Origin of the sequence: Streptomyces endophyticus (assembly GCF_035798155.1) — a bacterium.
Classification (GTDB): domain Bacteria; phylum Actinomycetota; class Actinomycetes; order Streptomycetales; family Streptomycetaceae; genus Streptomyces; species Streptomyces endophyticus.
The window spans coordinates 25,867-45,169 of record NZ_JAOZYC010000094.1 but is presented as its reverse complement, the minus strand read 5'-3'; the positions used below and the strand labels follow the sequence as shown (position 1 = coordinate 45,169).

Below are 19,303 nucleotides of genomic sequence, written 5' to 3'. Positions count from 1 at the left end.
GGCCCGCGTCGGCTCAGGCCTTGTCGAACTTGACGGTGTAGTGACAGAGCAGCCAGATGTCGTCGATGAGGGGGATCGTGTCCTGCGGGACCTCGGCGAGGGCGAATTTCCTGGACACGGCGGGGTTCCAGCCCGGACCGGGCACCGGGACGACCGCCTGGACGACGTCCTTGCGGCGCAGCCAGCCCGTCAGGTCGGACAGCGGCTTCCCGTCGAACGTCGCCTTGCGCAGCCGCGCCACCTGCTGGTCCGTCAGCCGGTCCGTCGCCTTGATGAACACGCCGACCTCGTCGATGGTGAGCGTGCCGTCGCGGAGCAGGAAGGGGAACCGGTCCGCGATCTCCAGGGTGATCTCGCGGTCACCGGTGGCGGCCGTGAGCCGGTACCAGTCGGCGAACTCGTGGCGCAGGCTCAGGGCCCTGGTGAAGCCGCCCCTGCCGTCGGCCGAGGCCATCAGCTTGCCGAGGTCCGTGCGCTGCGCCGAGCGGACCGCGTCGGCGAGGCGCCGTCCGCCGTCGCGCGCCGTGTAGCGCAGATGAATCACGGCATCGGTGATGGTCGCGTAGTCGAACTGCCGGAACTCCGAGGGGAGTTCGAGTCGCCACCGGGAGATCGCGCCGTAGCCCTCGAAGGGCAGATACCGCTCGTCGGTGCCGCCCTGCGACTCAAAGAGGCCCGGGTCCTCGGTGCCGCGGCTGGTCACGATGGACTGGGCGGCGGCGAGGTCGTCGACGAACCGGGTGTCGCCGGGGCCGGTCCGCGGGTAGCCCCCGCGCGGGTCCGGGTCGACGCGGACGGTGCTGCGCAGCAGTGTCAGGGTGCAGTTGACGCTGGTGTGGCGTCCGGCGACGCCGAGGACGCTGAGGGCCACCGAGTTGATGCGGCGGGCGTAGTGGCCGGGGCAGTCGAGGTCGAGGTATCCCTCGGGGAGCTCCACCTCGCATGCGCCCGTCACCTTCAGCCGGATCAGCGCCGCCGCGTCGAGCTGGGAGAGCGAGACGTGGCGGGTGAGTTCGTATGCGCGGCGGTGCTGGTCGAGGTAGGACACCTCCATCCGCTGGAGGTCCTGGGCGAGCCGCTCCCCGGCGAGCAGGCCCTGTTTGAGGCCGTCCCAGTGGCCGGGGCGGATGAAGTCGCTGTCCTGGATGCCGAGTTCGAAGCGGTAGGCGCGCTCGGCGCGGCGGGCCAGGTCGAAGGCGAGCTCGTACGCGGCGTGGTGCACGGCCGAGATCTGCTCGACCTGCCACGCGTACAGGTCCTCGTCCGTGTACTTGTCCCGCAGCGCGGCGTCGGCCTCGCGGGCGCCCGCGGTCTGGGTGTCGTGGTTGAGCAGTTCGAGCCGGGTGATTGCCAGACGCAGTCCGGCGGCGGAGAGCTGGGCGCCGATCTGTTCGCCCTCCTGACGCGCCAGGTCCGCCTGATGCAGCCATTCGTCCGCGCGCCGCCGGTACCCGCCCAGGAGTTGGTGCAGGCTCGCGCGGTACGAGTGCTCGTTCGCCTCGTAGTTGAGGCCGCTGGCGTGCAGCCGGGCCGCCGTGGACAGCAGGGTGCCGCCGATCTGGGCCTGGATCACCGGGCTTGCCGCCCAGCCCTGCAGTCCCAGCGTGAAGTCGGGGATGAGGGCGAAGAGTTGGGCGGCCGCCTCGTGGTCCATGGCGCGCAGTTGCTTCTCGTTCGAGGTCTTCAGCTCCGCGAGCTGTCGGCGCTCGAAGCTGTTCATCGGGAGCGTGAAGCTCTCGCTCGCGCCCGGGGCCTCGTCCTGGTCCTTCTGGGAGATCGCCTCCTCCAGCTTGGTGTGGATGGCGTCCATCTCGGAGCGGAACAGGGAGGTGAGCTGGTCGGTGAAGCGGGTGAGCGGGGTGCGTGGCTGGAGCCCGTCGACGACTTCGCGCATGGCGCCGAGGATCTGGCTACGGGTCTGCCCGGTGGGTGCCGGGATGGTGATCGTCTCCAGCGCCTTGAGCTGCTCGACGTAGAACAGGCACCGTGTGTGGGCCAGGGTCATGGACTTCAGCAGCGCGTCGACCTGGGCCTGTGCCTCCTGGATCTGCAGGTTGCGTACCGACCGTGTGGCATCGAGCAGGGCCAGCTCGTGCCCGGAGCGCAGCACGGCGAGCCGTTCGGCGTCCCGCTTCTCCAGAGCGGCGAGCAGGAGCGAGCCCAATTGCCGTACGTCGGTGCAGAGTTCGGTGGCCTTGCGGGCCAGTGCGGCGAACCGGTGGCTGGGGGGTCCCGCGGCCCCGTCGGCGAGCACCTGGTCGAGATCGGCTCCGCCGGCGAGGGCGCGGACCAGGGCGCCGGGGTCGAGGGGTGTGCCGAAGAGGTCGAGTTCGCGCACGGTCCCCGCGAGGTTCATGCAGTGCCGGATCTTGAAGAGCCGGTCGGCGACGATGTCCCACTGCCGCAGCAGCGCGTCGTCGTGCGGGACGCAGAAGTACAGGGTGAGCGGCACGGGGACGGGCGGTGTCTTCGCCTGGCCGTTCACTGAGCCGGGTCCCGTGGTCGACGGCGGGAGCAGGCCCTCCACGGCGACGAGCGCGTTGGCGAGTTCGTCCAGCGACGGCTCCAGTTCCCGGTACGTCAGCGGCGCAGGCCTGGTCTGGGCGGGCAGCTCCTCGGGGCGCGGGCCGAGCAATTGGTCGGCCAGGACGTAGAGCTGCGCGGCCTGGTTGATCGACTCGATGGTGTCCTGCCGGAACAGCTGATCGCCCCACTCCACCAGGTTGGTGAGGTACTTCATCAGCACGTTCTGCTGGTAGGCGCTGGGCCGCAGCCGGGCCACGGCATGCGGGTCGAAGGGGTTCTCGCGCCAGGTCCGCACCTGGGCGAGCATCTCCTGACGCTCCCGCGAAGGATGCGACTTGTCGGCGAGCAGCCGCGCCAACTCCTGGATCGGCGGGGCGAGGGCGGCCGTGTGGAACGGCAGCAGGCGCCAGTAGCGCGCAGGACTCGGCTCCGTCGAACTGACCGTGGGATCGAAGATCTTGTGGAACCACTGCTGTGCCTGGGCGAAGCGCCGGTTCTTGCCGAGCCGCGTCGCGATCAGCAGCGGAGCGTGGAAGAACAGCTCCCAGTTGTACGAGGAGTAGGCGCCGTCGGCGGAGAAGTCGACGGTCTCCCTCGGCCAGTCGAAGGGGTACACGTTGTCCCAGCGCGGCGCGTACTCGGTGACGAACGCCGCACCGGCCGCCACCGGACCGGCAGGGCCGAAGGGACCGGTGATGACCCCGGAGTCGCTGAGCCGCTGGGTGTCCAGCGAGAGCAGGCCCGGGATGCCGCCGGTGTTGAGGGCGGTCGTGAACTGCGCGACGTACGGGTGGAAGTGGGACTCGAAGCGCACGGCGCCCCGCCGGTCGAGGAGCGGTCCGAGCACGGCCCCCCGCGGGTAGTTGACGAGGAGCGAGTACGTCACCGGAGCCGCCAGATACGACCTGCGCCGGTCGGAGTAGAAGAAGGAGTCCCGGTCCAGGAAGGTCACCGTGAGCCCCTGGCCCGCCGGTTCCATCATCTCCGCCTGTACCGGGAAGGTCAGCCGGAAGGGGTTGGCGGCCTCCTGGGTCCGGCGGTCGAACAGCTTGTTGGCCGCGGTGGCCTGGCGTCCCGTGCCGCCCGCGGTGAGCACATAGACGGGCAGCTGAATGGTGACGTTCCGCTCGGCGACGGCGTTGAAGCTCAGGTCCGTGTACGGGGTGATCGCGCCGAACGGGTGGGAGGCCTTGTTCCGCACGCGGTCGTTGCCGAGGACGAGGCGGCCCTTTCCGCGGGGCGCCCGCAGCACCTTCCACTCGTAGACGGGATCGGAACCGTCGTAGGAGGAGGGGTTCGACTCGGGGGTGCCGCGGGAGCCGACCGCGATCGTCAGGGAGTCCTTGTCCGGCAGCGGCGCGAGGAAGAACTCCTTGGGCTGGGCGAACTGGATGCCCGCCGACTTCAGCGGCGGATCGAGGAGTTGGGCCGTGGACCACTTCCCGTCCCGGCACTCGCTCCACACCAGCTGGACCGTCCAGAACTTCTTCGGGCGGGAGCCCGTGGCGGACTGCGGCAGCGACACCGGCTCCTCGGCCTTCTCCTGGAACTTGAGCCAGAACAGCATCAGCCGCTCGTCCCAGACGACCGGCAGCAGATGGTCGCCCTCGATATCGAGGTCGACGGGCTGCCACGGATACCACAGCGACTCCACGCGCCGCCGGTAGAAGTACCTGGTGGGGGTGTTGAACGTACGCCCGAACACATGCCGGATCTCCCGGCCGCCCGCACGCTGCACACAGGTCGCGACGGTTTCGAGCCGGGCCACCTGGTCGAGTTCCTCAAGGTAGCCACGGAAGGCACGCTCGGCCTTGTCGGCATCGATCTCGCCCTGCTGCAGCTCGCTCTCCAGGCGTACGAAGGCCGGTGATTTGTCGCGGCGCAGCTCGGGTTCGGCGAACCGTGCCGGGTGGAAGAGAACCTTGCGGTTGGCCTCCCAGACCCGGTAGCTCTTCATCCAGGTCCACTGCTCCACAGGAATGGCCGAGGGCGGCACCTCCGGCTCCAGGTTCATGTGGCAGCGCTGCACGAACAGTTGCACCGCACTCATGGCCTGCCGGATCCGGGTGGTCCGGGCACACGGCGACATCTGTACGTCGATCAGGAAGCGGCCGTACAGGTCGTCCGCGTCGCGCAGCCGCTCGTGGTGGACCAGATGGTCGACGAGCGCCACGCGTTGCCGTTCGCGCAGTTCGTCCCGCAGCGGACGGGCGCGCTCCAGCCATGCGTTGGCACCGAGCCCGGCCCGCGCGGCCTGCCGCGCGGCGTCCGCGTCGGCCGCCAGGATCGGGTGCTGCGCCCAGCGGCGGCACTGCGCGGCGGAGGAGCCGAGGCGCAGGAACAGCCCGACACAGTCGGTGAGTTGGGTGAGGAGGGCTTCGTCGCGGACGTCGGCGGGCACGGTCATGCCGAGCCCCGTGGCGGCCTGGGCGAGATCGGCGGCGTTCCAGGCGGTGAGCTCGGCGAGCCGCGCGAGCACGGCGGCCAGGGTGGTCTGCGGCGTGCGGGACGCGGCGAACACCGCCCGCAGGGTGGCGCCTTGACCGGGCAACCGGTCCCGCAGCGCGCAGAGGGCGGTCAGCTTCCGCCACGCCGCGTATCCCACAGGGGACTTGCTCGGCTGGATCGGCAGTGCTGCCAGGAAGGTCCAGTCGTCCTCACGGAGCAGCCCGGCGACGTCATCGGTGTCGCAGCGGAGCCTGGTCAGGACGAGCGCCGCCTTGCGGAGGCGTATGAACGCGCTGTACTGATCCGGGCAGGCGGCCATGGACACGGCGCCGGTCGTGGCCACGAACAGCGGGTCGAGGAAGGCGTCGAGCACCGTCTGTGCCGTGCGGCCCGGCCAGGTCAGCCGGTCGGCAAGGGCCCTCGCGACCGGGCCGGGCACGGCGAGCGAGCGTGCGAGCGCCGCCGCCACCCACTCGGCGCTCTGGCGCCGGCGTAGCGTGGGCAGCAGCAGATCCAGGGCCATCCGGAACCGGTCGGCGGCGCTGCGGGCGTCCTCGAACAGGCGCAGCGGGGCATCGGCCGCTCCGAATGCCGCGGAGCCCAAGTAGGCGTTGTCCGGGTCCAGTTCCACGTACGAGTTCGATGCGGTGAACAGGACCTGCACGGCGGTGGTGCAGGCGGGCGCGGTGGACAGCGCGAGCAGCCGGCCCCGCACGGTGTCGGTCATCCAGCCGGTGAAGTACAGGCTCCGGGCCTCCGCGTCGTAGCCGAAGCCGGGGGCGAGGGTGGCCGGGATGCGGAGGTCGACGTAGAGCTCGTCGACGGCCTTGTGCCAGGCGGCGGTGTCGGACAGGGAGCGCAGCGCGTCGTGGTCGCCCGCGGACATCAGCCCGGAGCAGCGCAGCTTCTTGGCCTGGAAGGTGACCCGGTCCGCGAGCCGCGCCGGGAGATCGTCGGGCAGCACGACCCCCGCGGGCAGTTGCTCCAGGTCCGCTTCGAAGCGCAGCTCGGCACGGAAGACGGGCAGGGTCAGGGACTGCATCCGCCGGACCAGGAAGTCGACCGGGGCTGCGGCGCGCGCCTGGGACGTGGTGTGCAGCAGCTGTACGGCGGTGGCGTACCTCGCGTACTGAGCGGTCGACTTGTCGGCGGGAAGGTCGAGCAGCAGATCCTGTTCCGACTTGCGCAGCGCGCCGAGCGTGATGAGGGTCCCCTGGTCGAAGGAGACCTTCTCCTTGAGCCCCGCGGGCAGTTGGCCGGGGAAGACGACGCCCGGCGGCAGCTCGGCAAGCGGTACGTCGGTGCGCGCGTCGGCGCCGAGCGCGCCCGCGCCCAGGGCGCCGCTGATCAGCTCGGCGTCCCAGCCCAGTTGGGAGAGGAACCCGGCCAGCGCCTCACCCTGCGGATCCGTGGCCGCGGTGGTGCGGGCGGCGATGGTCCGAAGGCCGTCACGGATCTCGCCGACCGCTGCCGCCAACTGGGGTGCGGAGGCGGCGACGTCGGGGGCGGGTTGATGGCGCAGCACGTGGTCGAGTTCGGTCGGCGTGAACCCCGAGGCCCGGATGTGCTCGACGTCCATCACGAAGCGCACCGTCGCCGCCGCCCGATCCGGCGGCGCGAGCGGCGGCCCTGGGAACGGATCCAGGCCGGTCAGTGCCGTGACGCGCAGCCAGTCGCGGACGCTCAGGCCCAACGCCCGCGCCAGGGACGTCATGCGGTGCAGCGTCGACAGGTTCGCGAGGCCCAACTCGTCGGGCACACCCGCGTCGAGCAACCGGGAGAGATCGCCGGTGCCGATGCCGAGGGCGAGGACGACGGCCGCACGGTGGGCGGTGATGGTCGCGTCGGCGTTCGCCACCGTGCCGTCCGGAGCCCGGTAGGGCCGGGCCAGTTCACTGCGCGCGGCGTTCAGGGCGAGGGCCTCGGGGGCCGGGCTGACAACGGTCAGGTTCAGGAACAGCAGGTCGTAGGGGGAGGACGCCGGGGTCTCGGACTCCTCACCGTGGTCGACGTAGCGGTGGGTGTCGATCCTGGACCACCAGGCGGCCACGTCGGCGGGGCGCAGCTTCAAGGTCGACGCGAGATGGTGCGCGTGCGCGAGCCAGCGCAGGAAGTCGGGGGTGAGCGCGTTCGCTCCGTACGCGGTCGCGGCGCGGTCGAGGTCGTGGACGTGCCATCCGAGGATGTGCGCGAGGCGTACGAAGCGTGCCATGCGGGTCAGATGCGGCGCGGTGAGCCAGGTGGCGGTGCGCTTGGTGAGGTCGCAGGCGGCGCCCTCGATGGTCGGCCGATGCCCGTCCGGGTTGACGAAGCGGGTGTCGAGCAGGTCCCGCAACTCCACCAGTTCCAGGCCTGATTGCTGGAGGAGGAGGGAGATGCGGCCGCTGAGCACGGTGACCCAGGGGCCGGAGACGGTGCTGCCGTCGCGCGCGTCGCGCAGGTCGTTCACGGTTTCGTCGAGGCCCCACAGTGCCCATGGGGCCGCGGGGGTGGCTTCGGTGATGAGCTGGGTGGTCCGCGGGTCGAGCCCCAGCGCCTCGTCGTGCGCGGGCTCGCCGAGGGACTGCATCAACTCACGGCGGGACACGCCGAGTTCGCCCAGATAGGTGCGGACCTCGGCGAGGCGCAGATCGAAGGGCAGCGCCCAGGGGTAGACGGCCCGGCGGAGTTCGTCGTAGGCGGGGTCGTGCAGATGCTCCGGGTTGGCGAGCAGCTCCTCCTCGGTCCAGGTGGTCTGCGGGTACGGTCCTGCGGGCCGCGGGCTGACGGCGTTCTCCAGGATCTCCATCGCCAGGTCGGCCTGTTCCAGCCTGGTGTTGGTGTTCTCGCAACTGAGCTTGGTCTCCGCGAGGTCGGGGCGCCGGCCGGGCGCCGTCAGCGCCTCCAGGGCGGTCCTCGGGCCGGTGCCGGCGGGGAGCGGCCGGTCGGCCAGGAACTTCAGGGCGTCCACGAGGTAGGCGGCCGGACTGTAGGCGGACCGGCAGTGCTCGCAGGCGCAGAAGTCCAGGTTGCCCAGGAGGGTGCGCATGTCGGGGACTTGGAGGCCGGGCTTTGGTGGGGGCGCGGCCGGGTCCCCTGCGCGGTCCTCGGTCGACGTCGCGGGCAGCACCGCAGTGCCGAGGGTGGCGGCCGTCGTGGCGTACCCGGTGACCAGTGTGGACGCGAGGGCGGTGACGTCCTCGGCCCGTGCGTGCACCTGTTCGGCCAATTCCCGGTCGCCCGCGAGAGCGTCGGTCATCGCCGCGGTGAAGTCGGCGCGCCCCACTCGGGTGATCTTGTACGCCGAGTCGAATCCGGCGGAAAGGAGCGCGGCCATGACGCCGTAACGCGGTGGTTGCCCCGGCTTGAGCTGCCGGGGCACGATCCGGGTCACCCGGTCGAGACGCAGCAGGTCCTCGCGCAGTCGGGGCCGTACCGCCGAGGGAATGCCGCGCAGATCGGCGCCGCCGTCCGGGGCGAGGAATCCAGTGATGTGGTGCTCGTCGAACTCGAAGACGGGGTTCTGGGCGAAGAACCGTTCCAGGTGCGGCCTGATCCGCTCGGCCACCGGGACGTGGCCCTGCCCGATCCGGGCGGCCAGCACCGCGGTGGGGTGACGCTCCTCCAGGCCCCGGTGCAACTGCGCGGCATAGAACGCGATTCGGCGCTGCGGGTCGCCGCCGGGCAGCACATCGCGCGGCACGCCCGTGCCGGTCACGAACTCCTCCCAGTCGCGGGGTTGCAGGCGTGCGAGGTCACGGACGCCCGCACGCAGGGGTTCACGCAGCAGCCGGTCGACCATGGGCAGGAAGCCGCCGCTGAGCGCGCTGAGGTCGAGGAGCGTGCGCAGTTCGGCCAACCGGGCCTCGGTGAGGTCGAGTTGCCGGGCGACCGACTTCCAGAAGGACTCGCCCTCCAGCGGGCGTTTCGCCACCAGCTTGGCGAAGGTGCGGCGACCGGCTTCCGGAACGGACGCCTTGCGGAGGAGGTCGCCGAGTGAGGCGGGTGCGGTGTCCGGTGCCTCGGCGAGCAGTTGGTCCGCCGCGCGATCCGGGAGATCGGTATCCGCCAGGGCGTCGGCGTCGTCCTCGAAATGCGGCGGGATGACATGGGCGTGCGCCGCGGAGCGGATCGCGTCCGCCACCAGGTCCCGGTCCTCGGCGGCGACGCGAAGCGGGTCGGCGGGCAGCCGGGCGTGCTGCAACGCGTGGAAGACCTCCGCGGGCAGCCCGGTCCTGTGGGCCCAGTCGCTGCTTTCCCTGAGGTTGCGGATGGGTTCGGGGTCCAGTTTGAGGGTGGCGGCCAGGTAGCGGATCTCGTCGTCGCGCAGGGTGTACGCGGGGCGGCCGGCGAGGGCGGGGGCGAGGGTGTCGACGAGGCGTTCGTAGGCGGAGGGCAGCCAGGCGGCGACCTCGATCTCCAGGTCGACGGTCTCGTCCGGGGCCGCGCCGTAGCGGACGTCGGACTGGGCGAGAACCTGGTCATCGCCGTCCGGCGGGAGGACGAGGAGCTTGAGGTCGGCGGCGGTCTTTCCGGGGCGGCCGAGGCGGGTGGGGGAGTAGCGCAGTGTGTAGGTCCCGGAGGCGTCGGTCGGGGTGTCGCCGAGGAGGGTGTCCCCGGCGAGTTCGACGTCGAGGACGCGGATGCGGGCGCGGGGTACGGGGGTTCCGCCGTGCAGGGTCAACCGTCCGTGAACGACGCGCAGTGCGTCCGTCGTGTCTGCCATGTGCTCTGTGCCACCCGTTGCCATGGCATGCCTCCTGAAAATCGGGATGAACCTCACTGACGGTGGGCGCCTTCGCCCGTCACTTCGGCTTCGGGCCTACCGGCGGGGCAGCGGCGGGCGCGACCGGCTCGACCGAAGGCCAGTTCCAGTGCGGGTACTTCGTCGTGAGCAGTTGCCAGTCGGTGATATCGCCGATGTACTTTCCGCTCACCTGTGACCAGCCGTGCAGCCGCCAGCCGTTGTCCCGCGCCTCCTGCCAGAGACCCATCCGCCGGATTATCTGGTCCCACTTCCCGGCTCCGGGGGCGGTCTGTGCGATCTGATTGGGCGTCGTCCATTCCTCCATGAGCCGTTTGGCCTGATTCGCCGCGTCGATGCGAATACCTGGGGCCTTCCGCCACGGGGAGGAGGGGTCCTCCTCGACCCACACCTCGATCTCACGGTCGATGGTGTCCGGGCCGTTCTCTTTCTCGCGGAACTCCTTTCCCCGCACTTCCTCCTTCTTCCACTTCTCCGCCCACTCCTTGCCATTGGTCGGAGCCGACGGCGCGCCCTTCCCGCCGGAGCTCGCGGCCATGAGTACCGACGAGACCTGCATCTCCACGACCACGGGAGCCGCGACGACGCCGACCGCGGCCGGTGCCGGTGGAGGGCCCAGCGGCGGGGAAGGGGGCATACGCAGGGCTCCGAATGTCTCGACGTGGCCGACGATCGCTGTCGCGTTGGTCGAGGCGAACCGCATCATCGAGTACGAGTACTGCACCGACTCCGGCAGGTCCGAGCCGTCCGGAGCCCCAGGGACGAAGCCGCTCATGAGGCCCAGCGTCCCGCCGGCGATGTTGGCCGAGTACTTGTTGCTGATCACGTCCTTGCGGGCGGCGACGACTGAAGGGAACTTCCTCCAGTCGAAGATCTCGCGGGACCGCGCGTAGGACTCCCGGAATTCCTCCCGCTTGAAGAGCATGTCGACCTGCGTGCCGATGACGGAGTCCCAGAATCCGGCGTAGTAGCCGCCGACCTTGTCCAAGGTGTCCCGGCCATGGGTATCGACGAAGCGCACGGGGTTCGACGAGCCGTAGCGGTAGAGGTTGATGCCGCCCTGCGTCCCGCTCGGATCGCAGCTGCTCCACCGGCCCAACCACGGCACGTAGTACCGGGCCCCGTGATAGGCGAGGCCGTTTTCCTCGTCGTGTTCCATGGCCGAGTAGCGGTATCGCTTCGGAATGTTCGTCTGCGTGCCCGCCGAGCGGAACGCCGAGCTGCCGTAAGGGAAATACTCCTCGTACGTGATGACCTCGCCGTCGTCGGCTAGCTCGACCGTCGCTGAGCCGAGATGATTGCCCAGCTGGTAGCGCGTCAATTCCGCCGGGGATCCGTCCGTTCCCTTGACGCGGTGTTCCACCAGGGCGATGCGACCCGTGTCATCCATGACGTGCAGGGCCGCCCGCTCCAGGGTCGTGGCCGTGCCGTCGCCGTTGTACTCGCGGTAGAACTCGACCCCGCCCAGATACACCCGCTCCCGCAGCGGGACAGCGGCATCCGACGGACCCGCGCGCTGCTTGTCCGTGACCTTGCGGACCCGCTCGCCCGTCGAGTCGTACACGTAGTACGTGGTCTCCGGTGCGCCATCGGTCGGGCCCACGTCATGTGCCGAAGACTGGAGTTGGTCCCGGTGGTTCCAGCGCATCACCGCCAGGTGCGGCATCTCCAGCGTGTTGCCGTGCTCGTCGTAGCGGAATGTCTCCGTACCCGTCACACCGCTGAGCGTCGAGCTCGACAAACGGTTGCTCGACGCGGCGTACGTGAAGTCGCGGGTCCAGCCCGAGTGCGCGGGGTCGGTCCCGCGATGCACCAAGAGGTCGAGGTTCCCGACCGCGTCGTACGTGTACTCCTCCCGGTAACCGGCCAGCGCCGTGCCGTCGTCGGGGTGCGCGACGACCGGCAGGTCCGTGGCGGTCGGTGGGCGTGGCGCCGCGCCCGCCTGGCCCGTGTGCTCCCGGCCCACGGCCTCCACCAGCCGGTACACCGCGTCGTAGGTGTACGAGGTGTGCGGCTCGACCCGCGCGTTCTTGAAGAAGACCGTCTGCTGCGCGTCGTCGCGGATGTCGATGACGTTGCCCACGGGGTCGTAGGTGTACGTGAGGTGCTGGACCGTGGCGGGTGTCGCGTCGCGCACGGTGCGCAGTTCGGTGAGGCGGTAGGTCGCGCTGTCGTAGCGGTAGGTCGTCGCCGCGCCGTTGCCGTACTCGATGCGCCGGCGCTGTCCCTTGGCGTCGTAGTCGATGCCCTGCACGAACACTTTGGCCGCGGCTCCGGCCACCCGCACCGAGACCGTCTCCAGCAGACCGCCCTCGTTGTACGTGAGGAGGGTCGTGCTGCCGTCCGGCGTCGTCCGCGAGGTCGGACGGTTGAGTGCGTCGAAGGTCGTGGCGGCCGCGGGAAGCGCGGGCTCCAGTGGCGGGTTGGCCGACCAGTCCGGTGGTTCGCGGTAGTTGGTGCAGAGCCGGCGGCGACTGCGTAGCAGGTTGCCCTTGAAGTCGTAGCGGTCGCTCGTCACGATCCCGGCCGCATCGAAGGTCCGGTAGAGCTTGCCGCGCATGTTCTCCGCGTCGCCCTGGGCCTCGCCGTACTCCGTCTTCTCGATGAGGGAACCGGTGCCCGACACCCCAGTGCGCAGCCGTACTTCGAGCGGACGGCGGGCCGCGTCGTAGCGCGTCTCGACGCGCCGGTTCTGGCTGTCCCACGTGAACAGCGGCTTGCCGAGCGCGTCGTTCAGCGTCCAGCGCGTGCCCGCTTCCATGCTCGCCGCGCGGATCCGGTTGCCGACCAGGCCGTAGCCGTAGGTCATCACGAGGTGTCCCCGTGCGTCCCACACCGAGCGGGCGTTGCCCTCGATGTCCGTGAACTCCCTTGTCACGTACCGCTCTTCGACGATCGCCCCGGAGCGTACGAAACGGTTGTGCGTCTCCGTCCGGAACACTCGCCCCAACGCGTCCAGGTCGGTGCGCGACGGCGTACCCGCATGTCCGAGCGCCTTGGCGGCGGCCTCCTTCTCCCGGCCGCCGAGGGCGCCGCACTTGCGCACCGTGTACCACGTGGGCAGCACGTCGCCCTCCGGCAGCCGTGCGATCAACGCGCCCACATCGGGGTCGGAGCGCGGGTCCTCCCGTGCCACGGTGTCGTTGACGTCCCACGTCGTCTGGTGCCAGGCGTCGAAGACCGTCTTCTCGTACGCGTGATGTGGGTGGACGGTCGCGACGACCCGCTGCACGGGGTCGTAGAGGAGGATCGTGCTGACCCCGACCTGCTTCGCGAACTGGAAGGTATGCAGAGGGGTGAAGGACGGCTCGTAGGTGCGGAACGGGCTGCCCTTGTTGTTGAAGATCGTCCAACCGGTGCACAGCCATTGGATGTTCGGGCCCGCGGGCTCGGCGCGCACCTTGCTCTGGATCTCCCTGCCGAACCCGTCGGAGTAGCTGAACCGGTGCTGGATGCGGGTGGTCGGGCCGTCCGCGTCGTGTGTCTCGCGTGACAGCAGTGCTACGAGGGGTGGAGCGGGGGCCGCGAGGTGGCGCGTGCGGTGGTAGGCGAACAGGTCGTGGACGAGGCGGGTGGTCGCTCGCTTCAGCAGCGGCGCCGGATTGCTCAGCGGATCGGCCAGATACGCGGACACGGTGGCCTCTGGCAGGTCCACGACCGTGCCGTCCAGCGAGTCACCCTCACCGTTCTTGCCCTGCACGGCCGTCGCGACGATCATGCCCAGGCTGTCGAAGGCGACGACCGTGCGGTTGCGGTTGGGGTCCGTGACCGCGCTCGGCCGCAGGACCCGGTAGTCGAGGGTCGCCGAGACGCGGTTGCCCACCGGGTCGAGGGTCTCGCGCATCAGCAGATGGTGTGGTGTGTCGTACGTGACGACCGTGTCGGCTGCGAACGGGTCGCGGAAGCGGCACGGCAGGAAGAAGTTGCCCCGCGCGAGGGCGAGTTCCTGCTGCGCGCTGTGGCCCGGGTCGGGGGAGTAGAAGACCGTCCCGGACGGCAGCCACCAGTGGTCGTCGGCGTCCGCGGGCGGGAACAGTGGCTTCAGGCTTGCCCCGGAGCGGTAGCCGGCCGCGGCGAGCATGCCCGGCTGGATCAGGGTCTCGGTGCCCCGGGCGTACTGCTCGGCGAGCACTCCCGCCGTGAACGCCAAGGTGTACGTCTCGCCGGGCAGCGCCAGCGGCCCCATCTGGTGCAACGGCAGCAGACCCGACAGGTCGTCCGCCCGGTAGAGCGTGCGGAGTTGATCGATCCGACGTCGTCGGGGTGCGGCGCCGATGTTCTTCGCGTCGTGGTTCTCGTACGGGATCTCGGCGGCCTGCGCCGCCTGCGCCACCCGCTGCGCGACGGTGCCGAAGGCGAGCGGCGCGGGGCCGTCGGCGACATTCAGCAGCTCGTAGGTGCGGGTCTCGCTCGGCAGGGGAGCGCGGTGCGCGTCGTCCGTGTCCACGGCGGCGGTGTAGGCGCTTTCCGTGCAGGTCACTCGGGAGCGCCGCTGCCGGTCCCGGTCCTCCTGGGGGAGGGACGGGTCGTCGTGCCGCCTGCCGTAGGCCACCGTGACCGAGGTGAGGACGTCGCCATAGGCGTCGACGTCCAGGGTCAGGGTGTGGCCGACCCGTGGGTCGGCGACCTGCTTGCCCGCCACCTCCCGCAGTCGGCGCTCGTAGTGCAGCTCGATGGACTCCCGCGGCCGTAGGAAGACCACGGCGTACCGATTGCCGCCTGCGACCGGCTGGAGGAGTTCGACGCCGAAGTTCTGCTCCGTGACGGTGTACGGCATCGTCGTGCCGTCGAGCGCCCGCACCTCCGTGCGCAGCACCGAGCCCTTGAGGGCGCGCCGCACCTCCCGCTCCTCCGCCGGGCCCAGCGGGAACGGGTGACGCCCCCTCGGCGTCAACAGCGTGTCCGGGAGCGGAGTGTCGGGCAGCTCCGCGGGCGGGAGGCCGGGCTCGCGGTAGTACTCGGCGGCCAGGTGCAGCGAGACCGCGTCGCCCTCCTCGCACGCCCCGGTGTGGAACCAGGTGGTCGTGAGCGCCGACGGCAGGTGCGAGGCGGCGTCGATGTTCGCGGGTGCCGTCTCCGCGACGTCGAACGCCTCCGCGTCGTACTGCTCGACCCGCGCGAAGCCGCGGAACTCCCGGTCCTCGTAGTGACCGTGGTGGTACGCGTAGCGGGTGACGAAGCGGCAGCGGCCGATCCGGTCGTACGTCTCCGTCCGCTCCACCACGTGCACCGGGAACGGGAGCCGGGTGATCCAGGGGCGGCCCGCGGCCTCGTCCTGAAGCGCGAACTTGGCCGACGAGGCGTAGGTGATGGTGGTCTCCGCACCGAGGTTGTTGCGCATCTTCGTGAGCAGATGGGGCTTCACGCCTCCCATGAGGTCCAGGTAGCGCACCGGCCGCCGGGTGACGGCCGCCGTCGAGGGGGAGGAGAGCACGAGGCAGGCCGTGCCGTTGCCGAGGAGGTCGGTCACCGTCGTGTCGGCGGCCTGGGTGCCGGGCGGCAGCGCTGTCAACTCCCGTGGGTTTCCCCAGCCGTTGCCCGACTGGTTGAGGTAGAGGCGCACACCGTCGTCGGCGAAGTAGCACAGGTCCGCGCAGCCGGTTCCGTCGACGTCGAGGAGGAGGGCCCTGCGGGGGTCGAAGCGGTCGGGCGGGGCGAGGACGGGCGCGTCGTCCATCGTGACCTTCGGCCCGAAGCGGCCGTGTCCCAGGTTCGGCCAGTAGCAGATCTCGCCGTTGCGGATCCGGACCAGTGCCGACAGTCCGTCCCCGCACATGTCCGCGGTGAACACACTCTCCGTGCCGTCCGCGAAGCGGACTGCCGGGCCCGCCTCCTCGTCCCGCGGCCACGGCATGTCCTCGGCCGCTGCGAAGCCGTCCCCGTGCAGCGACGGGTACCAGGTCAGCGCCCGGTCCTCGGTCAGCAGGACATCGGCGGTGCCGTCTCCGGTGAGGTCGACGAAGCGCAGGTCGGGGGAGTCCCAGTCGAGGGCGGGCAGTGAGCCGAAGACGGTGAACGGAGCCCAACCGCCGCTCCCGGCACGCTCGTTGAACCCGGCCGGGGTGCGGTCCAGGCGGACCAGATCGAGGCGACCGTCACCGTCCAGATCCATCAACTGGGATCCGTCCGCGCCGAATTGAGCGCCGCCCGTTGTCGTCGGCCGGGTCGGCACCGGGACGGCGGGGCCGAGCGCGGCCCGGTCCGGATCGGGGTCGAGCGGGCTGAGGTTGGCCTTGTACAGCCAGCCGTCCGGCTGCTTGAGGAGGGCGCCGGAGACCCCCGTACCCGCGAGATCCGTCCACTGGACCGAGTCACCGTCGATGCCGTCCGGCAGATTGCGCGCACTGACCGCGTCGAGATCCCGCAGCACATCGCTGATCCGCGCCGCGCTGTACTCGAATTCGAGCGGCGGCAGGGCGCGCGACACGAGGCCGGGCGCGTACCCCCTGCTCGTCACCGAGGTCAGGAACGAGGCCACCGGGCCCTGGACGTACGTGAGTTCCGTCGAGCGCACCAGACAGTTCGCGCCCACCCCCGGCTCGTCCTTGAAGTGGTGGAACATGAGGACCCGGCGGCACAGCCGGTACGTACGGATCTCGAAGCCCGCGCGGTACGTGGAGAACGGGTCCTCCCGACAGGGCCAGATCGCCCGCTCGTCGGGGGTGTCGTCGCCGTGCTCGCCGTAGTCGAGGACGACCTCGAACATCCAGTCGGTGCGCTGCGTGAGGTCCTCGTCCGTGGCGCGAGGAGTGCGGTTTCCATACAGGATGCGCTTGATGTGCCGGGCCGCTCCCCGGCTGCGATTGCGCTCGTTCGGTCGGGCGGGGTGGGTGTCGGCGGCATCCTCCGGTTTGTAGCGGTAGAGCACCGCGTTTCCGCGGTCGTCGAAGGTCTCGCAGATCAGCCAGCTGAAGACGCGTCGCGGATCCGCGGGGTCGTGGACGCGGGACTCCGCGGTGCGGCCGTAGAGCGTGGTGACGTTGTCCCGGGAGATCGTGCGCCAGTGGGCGATGCCCGAATCGAGGTCGGTCCAGCGCTCGGTCCGGGCGAAGCTGCCCTCGACGCGCGGCCGGTAGCGTTCGATCCGCCAGCGCGGCCCGCTCGTCGGCGGGCGGTGGGTGACGGGGTGGGTCCAGGTGCCGTCCGGCTGCCGGGAGAGTTCGGGGACGAGTTCTTCGCCGTTGAACAGGAAGTCGTCGCTCTCGGGATGCACGTCGTGGTAGCGGGGCACCCCGCGGTCCGTCCGCCGGGTGATCGCCGATGCCGACAGCCGCCAGCCGAATCCGAAGAGGCCGTTGCCCGTGCCGGAGTCGTACGACAGCGACAGCTGCGGGCCGAAGCCGGACCGGCCGGGGCTGGTGGCCACCGGGACGCTCACGGTGCCCGTGCCGGTGGCGGGCGTGGCGGTGAACTTCTCGTCGATGCCACGGATCGCACCGCCCCCCTTGGGCACGGAGATCGCCGGAGGCACGAACGGTGTCCCGGTCGAAGCGCCCGGTGTGTCCGAAGCGGTATCCGTCACGGCACACCCCCTCTCGTGGGGCAGGGGCCGTCCGGTGTCAGCGGACGAGTGGAGCAGGAAGCAGGCTTCGTAGTTCGGGTGTCGGTTCCAGGGCGATCTCCCGCAGGAGGATGCGGCGGCACCGCTCGTACTGGCGTGCCGCTTCCCAGCGGTTGCCTGCGGCGACGTGTGCCCTGATGAGGGTCGCGTGGGCGCTCTCCCGCAAGGGTTCGGCGTGCACGGCGGCGAGGCCGGCCTCGATCGACTCGCCGTGGCGGCCGGCGCGGGAAAGGCGCTCGCAGAGTGTCTCCAGCGCGTGCAGGCGCAGATGGTGGTGGCGTTCGCGCACCGCGATCAGCCACTCGTCGGACCAGTCGGGGAGCAGGTCGACCGAGAGTTCGGCGCACGTTTGCGGTGTCAGTAGGTCGTCGCACGGCGTAGCGCGGTCGAGCAGCCGGTGCGCCCGGTCCTGCACGGTGTTCAGGTCGACGGTCACCTCCGGGGCGAGCAGAAGGTGCGGTGCCGAGCCGTTCAGTGTGCACGGGCACGACTTGTGGACCCGCCACAGAGTCGAACGAAGATTGGCCGCGGCCTTGTCCGGAGGCGTGTCCGGCCACAGGGATTCCGCCACGTGAGAGCGGCTCAGGGGGCGGCGCCGCACGGCCAGGTATGCGATCAGGCGTTGGGCGCTGCCGGCCGTGGGCACCCAGGTGCCGTCGACGTTGAGGGTGAACCCTTGCAGGAGCTGAACGCTCACCGCACCGGCCGGTTGTCCGCGCATCGTGCCTCCCCCGAGAGATGCGGTGCCGTGCATCTCCCGCAGGATAGGGACGCCGCCATGAACGGGCCATCAGTCTCGCGGCACCTATCCGCGTGCGTCGTCACAGTTCAGGCCGGGGAAGAGCCTGTTCCGGTACAGGTCTGTGAGCAGTGTGGTGCGCGAGGCGAGCCCCATGTAGCGGCCCCTTCGTGTCACGGCGAGATAGTCGGTGCGGGTGCAGAAGACGGTCCGCAGCCACTGCTCTTCCGGCAGGGATTCATCGAGGGTTTCCGTGTTCAGGAAGGCACGGAAGAGGTCGTTCAACCTGATGATGCTGATCTTCTTCGGACCCGTCTTCTCCAGCGCGTGCATCTCGTGAAGGAGAATCTGTTCGTGCGTGTCGGTCCTGCGCACGGCCCCCGTGAAGGCGAGGTTCTGGTACTGCGGATTGCCGGTCGCAGCCGGTGTGGGCTGCAGGACCTGGTTCCACTGGGCCGCGAACACCGCCGCGCGGTCGAGTGCCTGCCGCAGTGCCTGGTCGGATGCCGCCAGCGCGTTCAGCATGTGCGCCGGCTCCGCCCAGCCCTGGAACACGCGCGGGCGACCCGCGTCCGTGGCGACGAACGCGATCGCCCGTGGACTTCCCAATCGGCGCGCGCCCGCGCAGACGACGGCCAGCCGCGTCTCCCACCAGGCGGTGCCGTCCTGCAGATCGATGATGGCGACCTCGTTCTTGGCGAACTCGTTGATCGCGTCCAGGACTTGGGGTCCCGCGCTGTCGGCGATGTCCAGGCCTTCGGACGCGCCCATGTTGCGGGGGACGTCACCCGTCGGAGGTTGCTCCGCGGCGGCCTCGGCGACCGCGCCGAAGTTGAGGGTGAAGCCGAACCCGCCCAGGGATCCGCCTCTGGCCGCGACCGCCTCGAGCAGCATCAGCAGCACCGGCACGGACGAGATGACCAGGATGGCTATCAGCACGCCGGGTTCGAGGTCCGCACCGGGCCAGTCGGCGAACTCTCTGAGCAGGAAGAAGCCCGTGACGAGTGCGGCCAGCAGGATCGTGCTCGTCACCAGCGCCCAGCCCGGCCCCGACGGCCAGAACCGCCAAGTGCCCTGCTTTCTCGGCTCCATGACCGCCCCCGGTCCGTCTCGTCCGATCCGGGCACGGTAGACGTCGGCCGTCAGTGGGCCGTCAACCAGACGTCAATCACGCGTCACCGGCATCCCCGTTCAACCGGAGCGAGCAACTCCTCCTCGGTTAGGGGATCTTGACACCGCCCTGGATGGGTGGTGGTTTAGACCACGCGCTCTCGCCCGAAGGCGA

Annotated in this window: 4 protein-coding genes; all 4 read right to left on the bottom strand. The window is 70.4% G+C overall.

Going from position 1 to position 19,303, the window contains the following annotated elements:
* Nucleotides 1-13: 13 nt before the first annotated feature.
* The 4 genes from OKJ99_RS13285 to OKJ99_RS13270 all read right to left on the bottom strand — a co-directional run bounded on the left by OKJ99_RS13285 (nucleotide 14) and on the right by OKJ99_RS13270 (nucleotide 19,110).
* Nucleotides 14-9,679 carry a Tc toxin subunit A-related protein gene (locus OKJ99_RS13285; RefSeq protein ID WP_326016269.1) on the bottom strand — a complete coding sequence of 3,222 codons (9,666 nt, stop codon included), beginning with the start codon at nucleotides 9,677-9,679 and terminating at the stop codon, nucleotides 14-16.
* A gap of 79 nt (nucleotides 9,680-9,758) precedes the next feature.
* On the bottom strand, nucleotides 9,759-17,240 hold the full coding sequence (locus OKJ99_RS13280; RefSeq protein ID WP_326016268.1) for a SpvB/TcaC N-terminal domain-containing protein: 7,482 nt from the start codon (nucleotides 17,238-17,240) through the stop codon (nucleotides 9,759-9,761).
* Between the two features lie 37 nt (nucleotides 17,241-17,277).
* The gene (locus OKJ99_RS13275; RefSeq protein WP_326016267.1) at nucleotides 17,278-18,000 is read right to left on the bottom strand and encodes an AfsR/SARP family transcriptional regulator; all 723 of its coding nucleotides are present in this window, start codon (nucleotides 17,998-18,000) and stop codon (nucleotides 17,278-17,280) included.
* A gap of 84 nt (nucleotides 18,001-18,084) precedes the next feature.
* The gene (locus tag OKJ99_RS13270; protein WP_326016266.1) at nucleotides 18,085-19,110 is read right to left on the bottom strand and encodes a hypothetical protein; all 1,026 of its coding nucleotides are present in this window, start codon (nucleotides 19,108-19,110) and stop codon (nucleotides 18,085-18,087) included.
* Nucleotides 19,111-19,303: the final 193 nt, after the last annotated feature.

Bases quoted from the DNA above. Each gene is read 5' to 3' on its own strand.
- OKJ99_RS13285 (WP_326016269.1), bottom strand. From the start codon at position 9,679: ATGGCAGACACGACGGACGCACTGCGCGTCGTTCACGGACGGTTGACC.
- OKJ99_RS13275 (WP_326016267.1), bottom strand. From the start codon at position 18,000: ATGCGCGGACAACCGGCCGGTGCGGTGAGCGTTCAGCTCCTGCAAGGG.
- OKJ99_RS13270 (WP_326016266.1), bottom strand. From the start codon at position 19,110: ATGGAGCCGAGAAAGCAGGGCACTTGGCGGTTCTGGCCGTCGGGGCCG.